The organism is uncultured Massilia sp., assembly GCF_913773735.1.
Classification (GTDB): Bacteria; Pseudomonadota; Gammaproteobacteria; order Burkholderiales; family Burkholderiaceae_D; genus Telluria.
Genome location: NZ_CAJYEB010000023.1, coordinates 356,565 through 373,036, shown reverse-complemented (window position 1 = coordinate 373,036; position 16,472 = coordinate 356,565). Strand labels below are relative to the sequence as shown.

The following is a 16,472-nucleotide window of genomic DNA, read 5'->3' as shown; positions in this document are numbered from 1 at the left end:
ATGCGAATCTCGTCCACGCAATACCAGGCCCTGATGAACCAGTCGCTCCAGAAGAACCAGGAGCGCATCACCTACCTGACCCAGCAGGGCAACAACGGTTACCGCATCCAGGTGCCGTCCGACGATCCGATCGACAGCGTGCGCATTTCGCGCCTGAAGCGCGAGGAAGCCGCGATCGACCAGTACCGCGACAACATCGCCGCCATCTCGCAGCGCATGTCCAAGAGCGAAGGCTACCTGACCAACATGGTCAACGACATGAACTCGGGCCGCGACCTGCTCGTGTGGGCCGCCAACGGCTCGAACACGCCTGAGGACCTGAACGCGATGGTCACCTCGCTGACCTCGCTGCGCGACAGCCTGCTGTACACGTCCAACTCGATCGACCAGGAAGGTCGCTACATCTTCTCCGGCACCGCGACGGACGTGGCGCCGATCGCCTACGACGAGGCGGCGGCGCCGGGCGCGCGCTACAGTTATTCCGGCAATACCGGCGACCAGAACGTGGTGGTCGCCAACGGCATCACCCAGGTCGCGAACCAGAACCTGCAGGGCATGGAAGACCTGCTCAACAAGCTGGACGCGACCATCGCCACCCTGTCCGCCCCCGGCGTCGACATCAGTGACCCCGCGGTACGCAGCGTGGTCACGGCCGGCCTGGACGGCTTCGACGACGGCATGAACCTGTTGTCCAGCAAGGTCGCCGTGCTGGGCGGCCAGCAGAACATCCTGAAAACCCTCGACGCCAACCACGCCAACGTGAGCCTGTCGAACCAGACTGCCCTCAAGGAGATCAGCCAGGTCGACATCGCCACCGTCGCGATCGAGCTGAACGGCTATACAACGGCCCTCCAGGCCACGTACAAGGCCTACAGCAAGATCGGCAACCTGTCACTGTTCGCCGCACTCTGATGGAAACCACACTCCGCCCAACCAATACCAGCGGCGCGGTCGGCGCCGCACGCCCCGGCAGCGCCTCGCGCCTGGTGCCTGCGCGCGTGCCGGAACAGGCTCCCGCCGACGATGGCGCGGCCGCAGCGACCGCGACCGCGGATCCGAAACCCCTGCAGCGCACCACCGGCAACGCCGGCGGCGCGGCCATGCAGGACGGCGTCGCCCGCGCCCAGCAGGCGATCGACTATCTCGATCGCGTCGCCACCCAGCTGGAGAGCCTGAAAAGCCAGCTGACGGCGAAGCTGGCCGGCAGCCGCGCCGGCACGGCCCAGCAGCAGCCGCAGATCGACACGCATGCACGCCAGCTGGCCAGCACCCTGGCCGCGCGCAAGAAGGACGGCGGCGGCGGCCTCGACGCCAACCTGAACTTCTCGGCGCAGCCGGCGACCCAGCGCTTCCGCATCCGCGCGCTCGACATCGACGCCCTGCAGCAGAGCGCGCCGCAAACCATCTCGTTCTCGATCGGCAATACCGGCGGTCCGCAGATGGCGGCCACGATCACCCAGGACCAGTCCACCGAGGAAGCCGCGCGCGCGATCGACCGCGCGATCGCCCCGATGGGCGTGCGCGCCAGCCTGGACGACGGCGGCGCGCTGGTGTTCTCGACGGCCGAGTCGAACTGGCCGGCGATCAAGGACAGCATCGCGGTGAGCGGCCGCGGCCGCGTCGCGACCGAGGAAGTCCCGGTCCAGCTCGCGCCCCAGCAGTGGAACTCGAGCAATACCGATGGCCTGCGCCAGAGCCTGCGGGAAGTGGTGCAGGCGCTGGAACGGGTGCACCGCTCGCAGGACGCGGCCAGCAACGCGCTGTCGGCCGCCACGGTCGAGTACGCGGCCTCGCAGACCCCGCCGCCGGAAGTCGAGATCGCCGCCGACGAATTCGCCAGCGCCGCCGCCGGCACCGACTACGAGTCGCTACTGTCGCTGACCTCGGCCCTGGTCGGCGTCAGCCGCGAACGGGTGCTGGCGCTGCTCGGCCTGCGCTGATTCGCCGCGACCGTCATCCATGCCGCCCCTGCCTTGTGCAGGGGCTTTTTTTTACCGAAATCCCGTCGCCCCGGCGCAGGCCGGGGCCCAATTTTCTGGAATGCCACGAACTTCGGCCCCGGCCTGCGCCGGGGCGCCGTGCCGTTGAAAAAAAACCCGCTGCATGCAGCGGGTTTTTCCTGTCAAGCCAAGGCTTACGCGCCTTCGCGGCTGGCCTTCTTGCGCTCGTGTTCCTTCAGGTAGCGCTTGCGCAGGCGGATCGACTTCGGGGTGATCTCGACCAGCTCGTCGTCCTCGATGAACTCGACGGCGTATTCCAGCGACATCTGGATCGGCGGCACCAGGCGCACGGCTTCGTCGGTACCCGAGGCGCGCACGTTGGTCAGCTGCTTGCCCTTGATCGGGTTGACGACCAGGTCGTTGTCGCGCGAGTGGATGCCGATGATCATGCCCTCGTACACCGGGGTGTTGTGCTCGACGAACATGCGGCCGCGGTCCTGCAGCTTCCACAGGGCGTAGGCGACGGCCTGGCCGTCGTCCTGCGAGATCAGCACGCCGTTGCGGCGGCCGGCCAGTTCGCCCTTGCCGTTGTCGACCGGCGAGTAGGCGTCGAACACGTGGCTCATCAGGCCGGTGCCGCGCGTCAGGGTCATGAAGTCGCCCTGGAAGCCGATCAGGCCACGGGCCGGGATGCGGTATTCCAGGCGGACACGGCCCTTGCCGTCCGATTCCATGTTCTGCAGGTCGCCGCGGCGGCGGCCCAGTTCTTCCATCACGCCGCCCTGGTTGACTTCCTCGACGTCGACGGTCAGGTTCTCGTACGGCTCGCACTTGACGCCGTCGATCTCCTTGAACACGACGCGCGGACGCGACACGGCGAGCTCGAAGCCTTCGCGGCGCATGTTTTCCAGCAGGATGGTCAGGTGCAGTTCGCCGCGGCCCGACACTTCGAACGTGGTGTCGTCGTCGGTCGGCAGCACGCGCAGCGCCACGTTCGACTTCAGTTCGCGGTCCAGGCGGTCGCGCAGCTGGCGGCTGGTGACGAACTTGCCTTCGCGGCCGGCCAGCGGCGAGTTGTTGACCATGAAGTTCATGGTCAGCGTGGGCTCGTCGACGGTCAGCATCGGCAGCGCTTCCGGGGTATCGACGGCGGTCACGGTCACGCCGATGCCGATGTCCTCGATACCGTTGATCAGCACGATGTCGCCGGCGACGGCTTCGTCGACCAGCACGCGCTCCAGGCCCTTGAAGTTCAGCACCTGGTTGATGCGGCCCTTGATCGGCGACTTGTCGTCCTGGCCGTTCACGACCAGCACGTCCATGCCGGCCTTGACGCGGCCGCGGTTGACGCGGCCGATGCCGATCTTGCCCACGTAGGACGAATAGTCCAGCGAGGTGATCTGCAGCTGCAGCGGGCCGTCCGGGTTGTCGTCGCGCACCGGCACGTATTTCAGGATCGCGTCGAACAGCGGCTTCATGTCGCCGCCGCGCACGCTTTCGTCCATGCCGGCGTAGCCGTTCAGGCCCGAGGCGTAGACGATCGGGAAGTCGAGCTGCTCGTCGGTCGCGCCCAGCTTGTCGAACAGTTCGAAGGTCTGGTTGATCGCCCAGTCGGCGCGCGCGCCCGGACGGTCGATCTTGTTGACGACGACGATCGGCTTCAGGCCCAGGGCCAGCGCCTTGCGGGTCACGAAGCGGGTCTGCGGCATCGGGCCTTCCTGGGCATCGACCAGCAGCAGCACCGAGTCGACCATCGACAGCACGCGCTCCACCTCGCCGCCGAAGTCGGCGTGGCCCGGGGTGTCGACGATGTTGATGTGGGTGCCTTCGTACTCGACCGCGCAGTTCTTCGACAGGATGGTAATGCCACGCTCTTTTTCGAGATCGTTCGAGTCCATCACGCGGGTGTCCACCGCCTGGTTTTCGCGGAAGGTGCCCGACTGGCGCAGCAGCTGGTCCACCAGGGTGGTCTTGCCGTGGTCAACGTGGGCGATGATTGCGATATTACGAATCGCGCGTTTGGTGTTTGACATGTGTGTTATTCAACAGGATGTTGCGTGATGGTCGGATGAGCTCGGATCTTCCGCTCGGTGTAGCCGATGATGGAAACCGGCTAGTATAGCACGTCCAGATTTTTGCGCTGCGTCATGACCAGCGAAAAAACCTTGCATTTCAACGGTTTGCCGCGCCCGTCGGGCAGCTTGCCCGTCAACCATGACGTGGGCATGACAATGGGAGTGCGAAGGGGGGCGCGGGCGCCGGCCCGCGCGACAGTCATGCCGCGTTGCACGCGTGGACGGGGGTCCCGTCCACCTACGGCCGCGACACCAGGCGCTCCGGCGCCAGCACCCCGTAGTCCTGCAGGATCGCGGTGCCGAGCAGCCGGCCGTCGTGGTACACGCGCACCCTGCCCGGCGTCTCGGGCAGGGTCACCGCTTCGCGGTTCAGCGCCAGGCGCTGGCCGTTCAGGAAGCGCGCGGCCAGTTCGTCGGTCAGGTCCACCCGCGCGAAGCTCGACAGCAGCGCGTCGACCGGCGCCAGCAGCGACAGCGGGTTCGCATGCGCCTGCAATGCTTCCAGCGTCACCATGCCGGCCACCGTCAGGTTGCCGACCTGGATCCGGCGCAGCGCGTTCAGGTGGGCGCCGCAGCCCAGCAGCTTGCCGATGTCCTCGCCCAGCACGCGCACATAGGTGCCTTTGCTGCAAGTGACGCGGATGGTCAGCATCGGCGCGTCGTAGGCCAGCATCTCGAGCGCTTGGATCGTCACCGGGCGCGCCTCGCGTTCCAGCACGATGCCTTCGCGCGCGTATTCGTACAGTGCGCGGCCGTCGCGCTTGAGCGCCGAATACATCGGCGGCACCTGCAGGATCGGGCCGCGCAGCCGCGCCAGCGCCGCCTCGATGTGCGCCGGCGTGACGTCGACGGGCCTGGTCTCGACGACCTCCCCTTCGGTGTCGCCGGTGGTCGTGGTCACGCCCAGGCGCACCTCGGCCAGGTAGGTCTTGTCCGCTTCCAGCAGGTCCTGCGAAAACTTGGTCGCCTCGCCGAAGCACAGCGGCAGCAGGCCGGTGGCGAACGGGTCGAGCGTGCCGGTGTGGCCGGCCTTCTTGGCGTTGACGACGCGCTTGGCCTTCATCAGCGCATCGTTCGAGGACAGGCCGACCGGCTTGTCGATCAGCAGTACCCCGTCGACCAGGTCGCGGGGCTTCTTCGGGGGCCGTGCGTTCACTCGGCGTCCGTCGTCTTGTCGGCGGCGTCGTCCACGAAGTCGGCGGCGCGGGTCGCGTTGGCCTGGTCGATCAGGGCCGACATTTCCAGGCCGCGGCGGGTCGAGGTGTCGTGCACGAAGTGCAGCTGCGGCAGCGTGTGGATGTGCAGGCGCTTGCCGAGCTGGCCGCGCAGGAAGCCGGCCGCCTTGGACAGGCCCTCGACGGTCTGCTTGACCTCTTCCGGGCTGTCCTTGAGCAGCGTGAAATAGACCTTGGCATGGGCGTAGTCGGGCGTGAGCTTGACTTCGCTGATGGTCACCATGCCGACGCGCGGATCCTTCAGTTCAAAGGCGATCAGTTCCGACAGGTCCTTCTGGATCTGGTCGGCGACGCGCAGGCCGCGCTGGGGGATGCTTTTGCTGTGTTTTGCCATGTTCTTCTGTCTGCGGCACCACGTGCGGGTGCCTTCCATAAAAATGCGGGGCCAGGCGCCCCGCGCCTCGCGGCACGGGCCTCCTGACCCCGCATCGTACTCCTATCGGTGATGACAGGTACTTACAGCGTACGTGCCACTTCCTGCACTTCGAACACTTCCAGGGTGTCGCCAACCTGGATGTCGTTGTAGTTCTTCAGCGACAGGCCGCATTCCAGGCCGGCGCGCACTTCCTTGGCATCGTCCTTGAAGCGCTTGAGCGAATCGATCTCGCCGGTCCAGACCACGATGTTGTTGCGCAGCAGGCGTACCGACGAGGTACGCTTGACGACGCCATCGGTGACCAGGCAGCCCGCGATCGCGCCGACCTTCGACACCAGGATGACCTGGCGGATTTCGACCTGGCCGGTGACGTGCTCGCGCTTCTCCGGCGCCAGCATGCCCGACAGCGCGGTCTTGATCTCGTCGATCGCATCGTAAATGATGCTGTAGTAACGGATGTCGACGCCGTTGGTTTCCGCCAGCTTGCGCGCCTGGGCGTCGGCCCGGGCGTTGAAGCCGATGATGACCGCTTTCGAGGCCGTCGCCAGGTTGACGTCCGATTCGGTGATGCCGCCGACCGCCGCATGGACGATCTGGACGCGCACTTCCGAGGTCGACAGCTTCTGCAGCGAACCGACCAGCGCTTCCTGCGAACCCTGCACGTCCGTCTTGATGATGAGCGGCAGGTTCTTGACTTCGCCCTCGGCCATCTGGTCGAACATGTTTTCCAGCTTCGCCGCCTGCTGCTTGGCCAGCTTCACGTCGCGGAACTTGCCTTGACGGAACAGTGCGATCTCGCGCGCCTTGCGCTCGTCCGCCATGACCATCGCTTCCTCGCCGGCGCTCGGGACCTCGGTCAGGCCCTGGATCTCGACCGGGATCGACGGGCCGGCTTCGGACACCGACTTGCCGTTCTCGTCCAGCATCGCACGGACGCGGCCGAACGAGGAACCCGCCAGCACGACGTCGCCGCGCTTCAGGGTACCCGACTGCACCAGGATCGTCGCGACCGGGCCGCGGCCCTTGTCCAGGCGCGCCTCGACCACCAGGCCACGGGCCGGCGACTCGACCGGCGCCTTCAGTTCCAGCACTTCGGCCTGCAGCAACACCTGTTCCAGCAGGTCGTCGATGCCCTGGCCGGTCTTGGCCGACACCGGGACGAACGGCGAATCGCCGCCGTATTCTTCCGGCACCACGCCTTCGGCGACCAGTTCCTGCGTCACGCGGTCGGTGTTGGCGCCCTGCTTGTCGATCTTGTTGATCGCCACGACCAGGGGCACGCCGGCCGCTTTCGCGTGGGCGATCGCTTCCTTCGTCTGCGGCATCACGCCGTCGTCGGCCGCCACCACGAGGATGACGATGTCGGTCGCCTTGGCGCCGCGGGCACGCATCGCGGTGAACGCTTCGTGGCCCGGGGTATCCAGGAAGGTGACCATGCCGCGCGGGGTGTCCACGTGGTACGCACCGATGTGCTGGGTAATGCCGCCGGCTTCGCCCGCGGCGACCTTGGCGCGGCGGATGTAGTCCAGCAGCGAGGTCTTGCCGTGGTCGACGTGGCCCATGACGGTCACGACCGGTGCGCGCGACTTCTGCTCGAACTCGGCGTGTTCGCCCTGGTCGGCCAGGATCGCTTCCGGATCGTCCTCGGCGGCGGCGAAGGCCTTGTGGCCCATCTCTTCCACCACGATCATCGCGGTTTCCTGGTCCAGCACCTGGTTGATGGTGCACATCTGGCCCAGCTTCATCAGCTGCTTGATGACCTCGGATGCCTTGACGGACATCTTGTGCGCCAGCTCGGCCACGGTGATGGTCTCGGGGACGTGGACGTCCTTGACGATCGCCTCGGTCGGGGCCTGGAAGTTCGACTCGCGGTCGTCGTGGCCACCGCGGCGTCCGCCGCTGCGGCCGCCCGCGCGCCAGCCATCGCGGCCGCCGCTCGGCGCCGCGTTGCCGCGACCCTTGCTGCCGCCGCCCGGACCGCCGCGCTTCTTGTCGTCCGACCAGGTCGAGGCCACGTTGGCCGACTTGATCGACTTCTTGTCGCCCGGTTTCGGACGCGCGCCGTTGCCGGTCGACTCGGCCGGCTTGGCGTCGCCCGGCTTCTTGTCGGCCGGCTTGTGCAGCGTGGTGGTCTCGGCCGCCTTCGGCTTGGCCGGGGCCGGTTCCGGCGCCTTGATGACGCGGCGCGGCTGGGCCATCATGGCCTTGATCTGGGCCACTTCGTCGGCCACGGCCTTGCGCGCACGCTCGGTGGCGGCGGCGCGTTCGGCGGCTTCCTTGGCGGCTTCGTCGGCCTTGCGCTTGGCTTCCTCGGCGGCCGCCTTCTTGGCTTCCTCCGCGGCGACGCGCTTGGCTTCCTCGGCGGCGCCGGCGGCACCGGCGGAGGCCTGCTGCGCGGCGGCGGCGGCTTGCTCCGCCTCGCGCTTCAGGCGTTCCTCGGCGTCGCGCTTGGCCTGTTCCTCGGCGGCCTTGGCTTGCGCGGCCTTTTCGGACTCGAGCTTGGCCAGGCGTTCCTGCTTTTCACGCAGTTCCGCTTCCTGGCGCGCGATCAATTCCGACTGGCGGCGCGCTTCTTCTTCGCGACGGGCCTTCTCGGCCTCGTCGATCACGGGCGCCGCCTGCGCGGCCGCCTTCGGCGTGACGAGGTCGTCACGCTGGACGAAGGTGCGCTTCTTGCGCACTTCGACCTGGATCGTGCGCGATTTGCCGCTCGCGTCAGCCTGCTTGATCTCGGAGGTTTCCTTGCGGGTCACCGTGATCTTCTTCTTCTCGCCCTGGTCGGCGGTGCCGTGGGTACGGCGCAGATGGTTCAGCAGCTTATCCTTATCATCCTTGGACAAGGGATCTGACGTCGAACTTTTCTCGACGCCGGCGGAACGCAGCTGCGTCAGCAGCAAGTCTGCAGGCATCTTCAGTTCGGTGGCAAATTGGGCTACGTTGTTACTCGCCATTCAGTCCTCTTTTCTATGTGTCGCGAGATGATAAAGAAATTTGCTTGGTTAATAAAGCGCGAAAGACCGGGACGTCCGTTCCGGTCTTCGCACTTCATTTATGCCTTGGCCGTTTCTACCTGGCTCCAGGCTTTCGCCTGCAGGGCCTTGGCACGGTCGTCGTACTTGGCGTCGACCTGTTTCATCTCATCATCGGTCACATCATTAAATGCATTTGTGATCAGGTCGCGGGCACGCTCGCTCGGCAGCGCCAGGATGGCGCCGAACTCGTCGTAGGCCAGGCCCGCGAATTGTTCCAGGGTCTTGATGCCGGCCAGGCCCAGCTTGCCTGCCGTGGTGCGGTCCATCCCTTCCAGGTTGGCCAGCCCCTCTTCCATGCCTTCGAGACCCTCTTCGGACGCGATCGCCTCGGTCACCAGCGCATCGCGGGCGCGGGTGCGCAGTTCGTTGACGGTGTCCTCGTCGAACGATTCGATCTCCAGCATCTCGGAGATCGGGACGTAAGCGACTTCTTCAAGGCTCGAGAAACCTTCCTCGACCAGGATGTTGGCCACTTCCTCGTCCACGTCCAGCTTTTCCATGAACAGCGCGCGCACGGCGGCCGTTTCCTGCTCCGCCTTGTTCGCCGATTCCTCGGCCGTCATGATGTTGATCTTCCAGCCGGTCAGGTCGGACGCCAGGCGCACGTTCTGGCCCGAACGGCCGATCGCGATCGCCAGGTTTTCCTCGTCGACCACGACGTCCATCGCGTGCTTCTCTTCGTCGACCATGATCGACGACACGTTGGCCGGAGCCAGCGCGCCGATCACGAACTGGGCCGGATCTTCCGACCACAGGACGATGTCCACGCGCTCGCCGCCCAGCTCGCCGGTCACGGCCTGCACGCGCGAACCGCGCATGCCGACGCAGGTGCCAATCGGGTCGATGCGCTTGTCCGCCGTAAAGACGGCGATCTTGGCGCGCACGCCCGGGTCGCGGGCGGCCGACTTGATCTGCAGCAGGCCCTGCTCGATCTCCGGAACCTCGAGTTCGAACAGCTTCATGATGAATTCCGGCGCGGTGCGCGACAGGATCACCTGCGGGCCGCGCATGTTGCGGTCCACGCGCAGGATGTAGGCGCGGACACGGTCGCCGATGCGCAGGTTTTCCTTCGGGATCATCTGGTCGCGCGGCAGGCGCGCCTCGATCTTGCCCGACTCGACGATCGCATCGCCGCGCTCCATGCGCTTGATGGTGCCAGTGACCAGCGCGTCGCCGCGCTCCAGGAAGTCCTGCAGGATCTGCTCGCGCTCGGCGTCGCGCACGCGCTGCAGCACGACCTGCTTGGTGTCCTGGGCGAAGCGGCGGCCGAACTCGACCGATTCGATCGGTTCTTCGATGTATTCGTCGACTTCGATGTCCGGAATCTGTTCCTTGGCTTCGAAGTGCAGGATTTCCTGGTCGGGCAGCTGCAGGCCGGCTTCGTCCGGCACCACGTGCCAGCGGCGGAAGGTTTCGAACTCACCGGTGTCGCGGTCGATGCTCACGCGGATGTCGACCTCGCCTTCGTAGCGCTTCTTGGTGGCTTGCGCCAGCGCGAACTCGAGTGCGCCGAAGACGACCTCCTTATCGACGTTTTTTTCGCGCGCGAGCGCATCAACCAGTAACAAAATTTCGCGACTCATGCTTTGCGACTCCTAAAATCCACCTTTGGCACCAGGCGTGCCTTGTCCAGTTCGGCCAGCGTAAATTCGAGCAACGCCAGACCTTCCTTGCTTTCAAATTCCAACCCGATCTTGTCGCCTTCCGGCGCATGCAGGATGCCGGTGTAGGTCTTGCGGTTCGCGGTGCCCGGCATCGCGACGCGCAGCTTGACCGTGCACTCGTGGCCGGCGAAGCGTTCGAAGTCGGCCAGCGTGCGCACCGGACGGTCCAGTCCGGGCGACGACACTTCCAGGCGCTCGTAGTCGACGTTTTCGACCGTCAGCACGTGCGACAACTGGTGGCTCACCGTGGCGCAATCCTCGACCGAGATCGGTCCCTTTTCGTCCGCCACCGCAGCCGGGAAGTCGATGAACACGCGCAGGATGCCTCGCTCTGCCCGCTCGACATCGACGAGGTCGTAGCCCAGTCCATTGACTGTCGTGGCGATCAAATCAAACAACTGCACAGGTTTCTCCACCGGTCCGGAGCCGGACACTCAAAACGATTCAACAAAAAAAAAATGGGCAACTGCCCATCTTTGTATTCCCAACCAGAGGCAAGCTTTCACCAAAACATCATCGGGAAATACTCGGGTTAGGCTGCAATTATAACCCGATACGAGAATAGCCGCAATCGCCATTCCCGCCGAAATGAACAGGCAAGCAACAGTTTATACCTGCCGCGGCGCCGGCGCGGGGGCCGCGCGCCTTGCCGCCTGCCCCATATGCGCCCGCCGCGCCCGGAATCAACCCCGGCGTCCGCGCCGCGGCATGCCGTGGTCGCTCACGCGCGGTCCCTGGCTGCGGCGGTTCTGGCCGGCGCCGCCGAAACCGAACGTGGTCTGCAGCGGATCCGGCTGGCGCGGGCCCTTGCCGCCCTTGGCGCCACCCTTGCCGCCGTCGCCGACGCCGCGCGCGCCCTGGCTGCCGGGACGGCCTCCCTGCCCGCCCGGGCGTCCACCCTGGCCGCCCGGACGACCGCCCTGGCCGGCCGGACGACCGCCCTGGTTGCCCAGCACGCTCAGGATGCCGGCTTCCCCGCGGCCCGCACCGACGCGCACGACCGGCGGTCCGAACGGATCGACGTTACGGTTGGCGTCGGCGCGATCGATGCGGTTGCCGTTGACTTCGCGGTCCTCGCCCTGGCCGCCGGCGCGGCGCGCGCCGCCCTGCTTGCCCTTGCCGGTCGCGGCGCCGTTGCCGCCCTGCGCGCCCTGGCCGCCCTTCTTCTCGATGCCGAAGGCGGTCATGAAGTTGCGCACGTCGTTGTCTTCCAGCTCTTCCCAGCGGCCGCGCTTGAGGCCGCTCGGCAGCGTCATCGCGCCGTAGCGGGTGCGGATCAGGCGCGACACGGTCAGGCCCACGGCTTCGAACATGCGGCGCACCTCGCGGTTGCGGCCTTCGCCGATCACCACGCGGTACCAGCGGTTGACGCCTTCGCCGCCGCCGTCGGCGATCTTGGTGAAGTTCGCCAGGCCGTCGTCCAGTTCGACGCCGGCCAGCAGCTTCTGGCGCATGCCCTCTTCCAGCTCGCCCAGCGTGCGCACGGCGTACTCGCGGTCGATGTTGTAGCGCGGGTGCATCAGGCGGTTGGCCAGGTCACCGGAATTGGTGAACAGCAGCAGGCCCTCGGTATTGAAGTCCAGGCGCCCCACGGCCAGCCACTTGCCGGTCTTCATGGTTGGCAGGCGGTCGAACACGGACGGACGGCCTTCCGGATCGTCCGCGCTGACGATCTCGCCGGCCGGCTTGTGGTACACCAGCACGCGCGGCGGCTTGTTGTTGTTGACGCGGCGCTGCAGCAGCTTGCCGTTGATGCGCACGGCATCGGTCGGCAGGATGCGCTGGCCGATGTGGGCCGGCTCGCCGTTCACCGACACGCGGCCGGCGATGATCAGTTCTTCCATGTCGCGGCGCGAACCCAGGCCGGCCTCGGCCAGCACCTTGTGCAGCTTCGGCGCATCGTCGTCGGCCGTCAGGTCGCGGCGCGCCTTGGACGGCTGGGCCTGGCCGCGGCCGCCTTCGTTGGCGTCGAAGGCGTCCGAGGTCACGAACGAGAACACGGCGTCGGCATCGCTGCCCTTGCCGCCCTTGGCGTGCTTGCCCTTCGCGTTGGCGTTGCCATTGCCGGCGGCGTTCCGGCCGTTGCGGCCGGCGCCATTGCCCTTGGCCTGCTGGCCCGGCTGGGCGGCCTGCTGGCCCGGCTGCTGGCCCTGGCCCTGCGCCTGCTGCTGGCCCTGCTGGCCGCGCTGCTGGCCTTTCTTCTGGCCCTTCTGCTGCTTGCCGTTGCGCGGCTGGCGCGGCTCGGCGCGGGCGGCGTCGGCGCGGTCGCCCTCGCCATCCACCGGGACGGCTTCGGCCGGCGCGGCGGCATCCTGCTCGCGCGTCGCCTCCTGCTCGCGCGTCGCCTCCTGCTGGCGCGTCGCCTCGCGCTGCTGGCGCTGTTCGCGCATCTGGCGCGGGCCGCGCGGCTTGCGCTGGCCCTCGCCCTGGCGGGCAGCGCCGTCGTCGGCCGCGCCGGCGGCCTGCCGGGCGACCGGCTCGGCAGCCGGCTGCACGGCAGGCTCGACGGCAGCGGGCGCCGCCGCCGGAGCAGCGGCGGCCGGCTCGGCGGCGACCTTCCTGGCGCGCGGCTTGCGCGGCGCCTTGGCGGCCGGCTCGGCCGCGCCGTCGTCCGCGACCGGCGCCTGGGCGGCGGCCGGCGCCTGGGCGGCGGCGACGGCATCGGCGGCCGGGGTGGCGGCCTTGCGGGTGCGCTTCGGTTTGGCGGCGGCCGGCTGGGCGCCGTCGTCCGCTGCGGCCGCGGCTGCGATCTGCGCCTTCGTACGGCGCTTCGGCTTGGCGGCCTCCTCCAGCCCTGCTACGGCAGGGGTCGTCTCGGTGGTGTCAGTTGGATTCATCATTCGTTTCTTGGTTTTGCTGACCTCGCGCAAGAATCAACCGCCGGATGCGGGCGCAGGGTCGTGAATCGGGACTTCAACGGGTGAAGTATCGTCAAATTGTTGCAGGGCCGCTTCCAGCGCCTCCAGGCTGCGGCCGGCGCCGGGCTCGGCCACCTGCTGCAGGGGCGGCAGTTGCGCCAGCGACGCCAGGCCCAGGTCGTCGAGGAATTGCTTCGTGGTGCCCAGCAGCGCCGGGCGTCCCGGCACTTCGCGGTGGCCGACCACGTCGATCCAGCCCCGGTCCTCGAGCATCTTGATCGTCTGCGAGTTCACCGCGACGCCGCGGATTTCCTCGATGTCGCCGCGCGTGACGGGCTGGCGGTAGGCGATGATCGCCAGCGTCTCGAGCGTCGCGCGCGAATATTTCGGCGGCTTTTCCGGCGCGATGCGGTCCAGGTAGGGCTTCATCTCGGGCCGGCTCTGGAAGCGCCAGCCGGACGCCAGGCTGACGATCTCGATGCCGCGGTCGCGCCAGTCGTGGCGCAGCTCTTCCAGCAGCAGCTTGATCGTATCGGCCCCGACGCCCGCCGCCACCTGCCGCCCGCCGGCGTCGACATCGGCGAACAGTTTCTTCATCCCCTGGATCGTCATCGGCTCGCGCGCGCACAGCAAGGCGGTCTCGAGCACCCTCTTGGCCTCATCAGTATTCATGGCGATGTCGTCAGCGGGTTTGCACCTGGATGCAAGGAAAATATCAAACACACACCGGTCAAGGGCGGCAAGGTCAAGCTGCGGCATGGCGCACTGCGCGATCCGGGTTGAGACTGCAGTCGTTGAATCGGGGTTCCGTGCCCGGACTGGAATATCCGGGGAATACGCGGGGTCGGCGCCCACGCAGGCAATCCATCGGGTGCATGGACTGCAAACGGTTGATTTCGGAGAAACGCAGCTGCTGGCGGAGGAGGCAAGGCACGGAAGGCCGGGCTCCGGGGCGCGCCGCGCGAGCGAACGACATCGTTTCTACCGATTGGCAGCCATTGTACCCGATAAAACCGCGCAGCGGACATGCCGTGCGCATCCCATCCGCATTGGCTGCGCAGCGCCGCCGCCCGCGCCGGCGGCGCCTCCCGCTCAGCGGGCGAGCTTGCCGGCCAGGATGGCCGAAACACCAATGAAAGCGGGGTATTCGGCCGTGATCACATACGTCGGCACCTGCGCCAGGTAGCCGGCGAAACGGCCTTTCTGCTCGAAACGGTTGCGGAAGCACGACAGGCCGAAGCGCTCGCCCAGGCGCGGCACGATGCCGCCGCCGATGTAGACGCCGCCCTGCGCGCCCAGCGTCACCGCCAGGTTGCCGGCGATCGTGCCGAGCATGCCGCAGAAGGTCTCCAGCACTTCCGCGCACAGCGGGCACGCGCCGGACAGGCCGCGGCGCGAGATGTCCGGCGCGCCCAGGCCCTCGTCCGGCTGGCCGCGGTGGTGCGCCAGCGCGCGGTAGACCAGTTCCAGGCCCGCGCCCGACAGCAGGCGCTCGGCCGACACGTGCGCGAATTCGCGCCAGGCATATTGCAGGATCGCCACTTCGGTCTCGTTGGCGGGCGCAAAGGTCACGTGGCCGCCTTCGCTGCGCAGCGCCGTCCAGTCGCCGCCGGCCGGGATCAGGCCGGACACGCCCAGGCCCGTGCCGGCGCCCACCAGGCCGATCGGTTCGCCGGCGACGGGCGCGCCGCCGCCGACCTGGTGCTTCTCGTGCGGGGCCAGGTGCGGCAGCGACATCGCCAGCGCGGAAAAATCGTTGGCCACGGCAAACACCTCGAAGCCCATCTCGCGGCGCAGCGCCTCGGTCGAGAATTCCCAATGGTGATTAGTCATGCGCACCATGTCGCCCGTCACCGGATTGGCGATGGCGATGGCCGCATGGCGCACCGCGCCGCCCGCGCCGGTGATGATCGCGGCCGGGGCCGGCAGCGCCAGGTAGGCGCGCATCGCCTCGGCCAGCGTCGGGTAGCCCGCGCACGGCAGGACGTCGATCGCTTCGATGCGGCCGGGTCCCGATTCCAGCGCGAAACGCGCGTTGGTGCCGCCGATGTCGGCCAGCAGGCGCGGGCTGTCGTGGCGGGAAGAATCGGACGGGGACGTGGCGGACAGGGGCGAAACGGTCATGGCTGTGGCTCGGAAACGGATGCCCAAGCTTAAGGATTTCTTGGCTTTAACGCAAGCGTTTATTGTAGTTTAGGTACATCGGGCGATGTTCGACGAGGAATTAGCGGAAAAGGCACGCGGGAATCGGCGTAGTCGAGCTACCAAGCACGGCACAGGATGGAAGAGGCGAATGGCGGGCGCGGACGCCCACGCGGCGCAAGGCGGCTCAGCCGGCCTTCGGGGTGAGTTCGACGTCGGCCTGCGCGCTGCTGGCGCAGTGGGCGTTCCAGGCATCGAGTCCGCCATGCAACGGACGGGCGCGCTCGAAGCCGTTCTTGACGAATTCCTTGGCGACCTGGGCGGCCGTGACGTCGTTCGGGCAGGAGCAGTACACGACGATGTGGCGCTGCTTGTCGAGCGTGGCCATCAGGCAGTCGGGCGCGTTGTCGCCATACACGAGCGCGCCGGGAATGCCTGCCTCGAGCTGGCGCGCCGTGACGCCGCGCGCGTCGACGATCAGCGGATCGTGGCCGGATTCGAGCAACGACTTGAGTTCGTCCATGGTCACGCGCGGCACCTTGGCGGCGCCCAGGTTGCGCTTGCGCTCTATGTACTTGAGCAACACGAACAATCCCAGCAGCGCACCGACGATCATCAGCGCCGTGCTGCCCATCTCTTCGAGCCAGGCGATGACGTCGTCGATGCTGTCGTGGAACCAGGCGCCCAGGCCCATGCCGACGCTGCTCCACAACAGGCCGCCGGCGCACGACAGCGCCAGGAAGCGGCCGGTGCTGGTACCGGTGGCGCCGGCCAGCGGCGAGACGATCGTGTTAAAACCGGGAATGAACTTGGCGACGACCAGCGACTTCACGCCCCAGCGCAGGAAATTGTCCTCGGTCTGGCTGACGCAGGAATCGGGCGACAGCGAGATCTTGCACAGCAGGCGCAGGATGCGCTTGCCGTAGTGGCGGCCGGCGCGGAACCAGAAATAATCGCTGATCAGGCAAGCCAGCACCGCGGCGCCCAGGTACAGCGGCCAGTGGGCACCGCCGTCGACGACCATCGCGCCGGCCAGCATGAGGATCGGAAAGGCGGGAATCGGCAAGCCGAGCTGCTCCACCAGCACCAGACCGAAAACGATCAGGATGCCGTAGGTATGTAGCAGTTGCGAGAGCTGGGCCATCCGGCT

Annotated in this window: 11 protein-coding genes and 1 pseudogene; 2 read left to right on the top strand and 10 right to left on the bottom strand. The window is 67.3% G+C overall.

Features of this window, described 5'->3' with window-relative positions; genetic code table 11:
* Nucleotides 1-912, top strand: a complete 912-nt coding sequence (flgL, locus tag QZ749_RS11290; RefSeq protein WP_296946656.1) for a flagellar hook-associated protein FlgL — start codon at nt 1-3, stop codon at nt 910-912.
* Entirely contained in the window at nt 912-1,940 is a 1,029-nt protein-coding gene (locus QZ749_RS11285; RefSeq protein ID WP_296946653.1) for a hypothetical protein, read from the top strand. The genes flgL and QZ749_RS11285 overlap by 1 nt, the downstream gene beginning before the upstream one ends.
* A 194-nt stretch (nt 1,941-2,134) precedes the next feature.
* On the opposite strand, the gene typA is transcribed toward QZ749_RS11285, so the two are convergent.
* The 10 genes and pseudogenes from typA to QZ749_RS11235 all read right to left on the bottom strand — a co-directional run bounded on the left by typA (nt 2,135) and on the right by QZ749_RS11235 (nt 16,466).
* On the bottom strand, nt 2,135-3,973 hold the full coding sequence (gene typA, locus QZ749_RS11280; RefSeq protein ID WP_296946650.1) for a translational GTPase TypA: 1,839 nt from the start codon (nt 3,971-3,973) through the stop codon (nt 2,135-2,137).
* A gap of 280 nt (nt 3,974-4,253) precedes the next feature.
* On the bottom strand, nt 4,254-5,171 hold the full coding sequence (truB, locus tag QZ749_RS11275; protein WP_296946647.1) for a tRNA pseudouridine(55) synthase TruB: 918 nt from the start codon (nt 5,169-5,171) through the stop codon (nt 4,254-4,256).
* Nucleotides 5,168-5,584 (bottom strand): 30S ribosome-binding factor RbfA, encoded by a 417-nt coding sequence (rbfA, locus tag QZ749_RS11270; protein WP_296946644.1) that lies wholly within the window; start codon nt 5,582-5,584, stop codon nt 5,168-5,170. Before rbfA ends, truB begins: the two co-directional genes overlap by 4 nt.
* A 122-nt stretch (nt 5,585-5,706) precedes the next feature.
* Nucleotides 5,707-8,577 (bottom strand): translation initiation factor IF-2, encoded by a 2,871-nt coding sequence (gene infB, locus QZ749_RS11265; protein ID WP_296946642.1) that lies wholly within the window; start codon nt 8,575-8,577, stop codon nt 5,707-5,709.
* A 98-nt stretch (nt 8,578-8,675) separates the two neighbouring features.
* Nucleotides 8,676-10,241, bottom strand: a complete 1,566-nt coding sequence (gene nusA / locus QZ749_RS11260) for a transcription termination factor NusA (RefSeq protein WP_296946638.1) — start codon at nt 10,239-10,241, stop codon at nt 8,676-8,678.
* The gene (gene rimP / locus QZ749_RS11255; RefSeq protein ID WP_296946636.1) at nt 10,238-10,726 is read right to left on the bottom strand and encodes a ribosome maturation factor RimP; all 489 of its coding nucleotides are present in this window, start codon (nt 10,724-10,726) and stop codon (nt 10,238-10,240) included. The genes nusA and rimP overlap by 4 nt, the downstream gene beginning before the upstream one ends.
* A 279-nt stretch (nt 10,727-11,005) precedes the next feature.
* Nucleotides 11,006-13,162: a 23S rRNA pseudouridine(2605) synthase RluB gene (rluB, locus tag QZ749_RS11250; protein ID WP_373896813.1), complete on the bottom strand. Its 2,157-nt coding sequence runs from the start codon at nt 13,160-13,162 to the stop codon at nt 11,006-11,008.
* Between the two features lie 96 nt (nt 13,163-13,258).
* Nucleotides 13,259-13,852, bottom strand: a pseudogene (scpB, locus tag QZ749_RS11245) (SMC-Scp complex subunit ScpB); the annotation flags it as partial.
* Nucleotides 13,853-14,272: 420 nt separating this feature from the next.
* A complete protein-coding gene (locus tag QZ749_RS11240; protein ID WP_296946633.1) occupies nt 14,273-15,304 on the bottom strand; it encodes a glucokinase in 1,032 nt (343 codons plus the stop codon).
* 205 nt (nt 15,305-15,509) lie between these two features.
* Entirely contained in the window at nt 15,510-16,466 is a 957-nt protein-coding gene (locus QZ749_RS11235) for a VTT domain-containing protein (RefSeq protein WP_296946631.1), read from the bottom strand.
* Nucleotides 16,467-16,472: the final 6 nt, after the last annotated feature.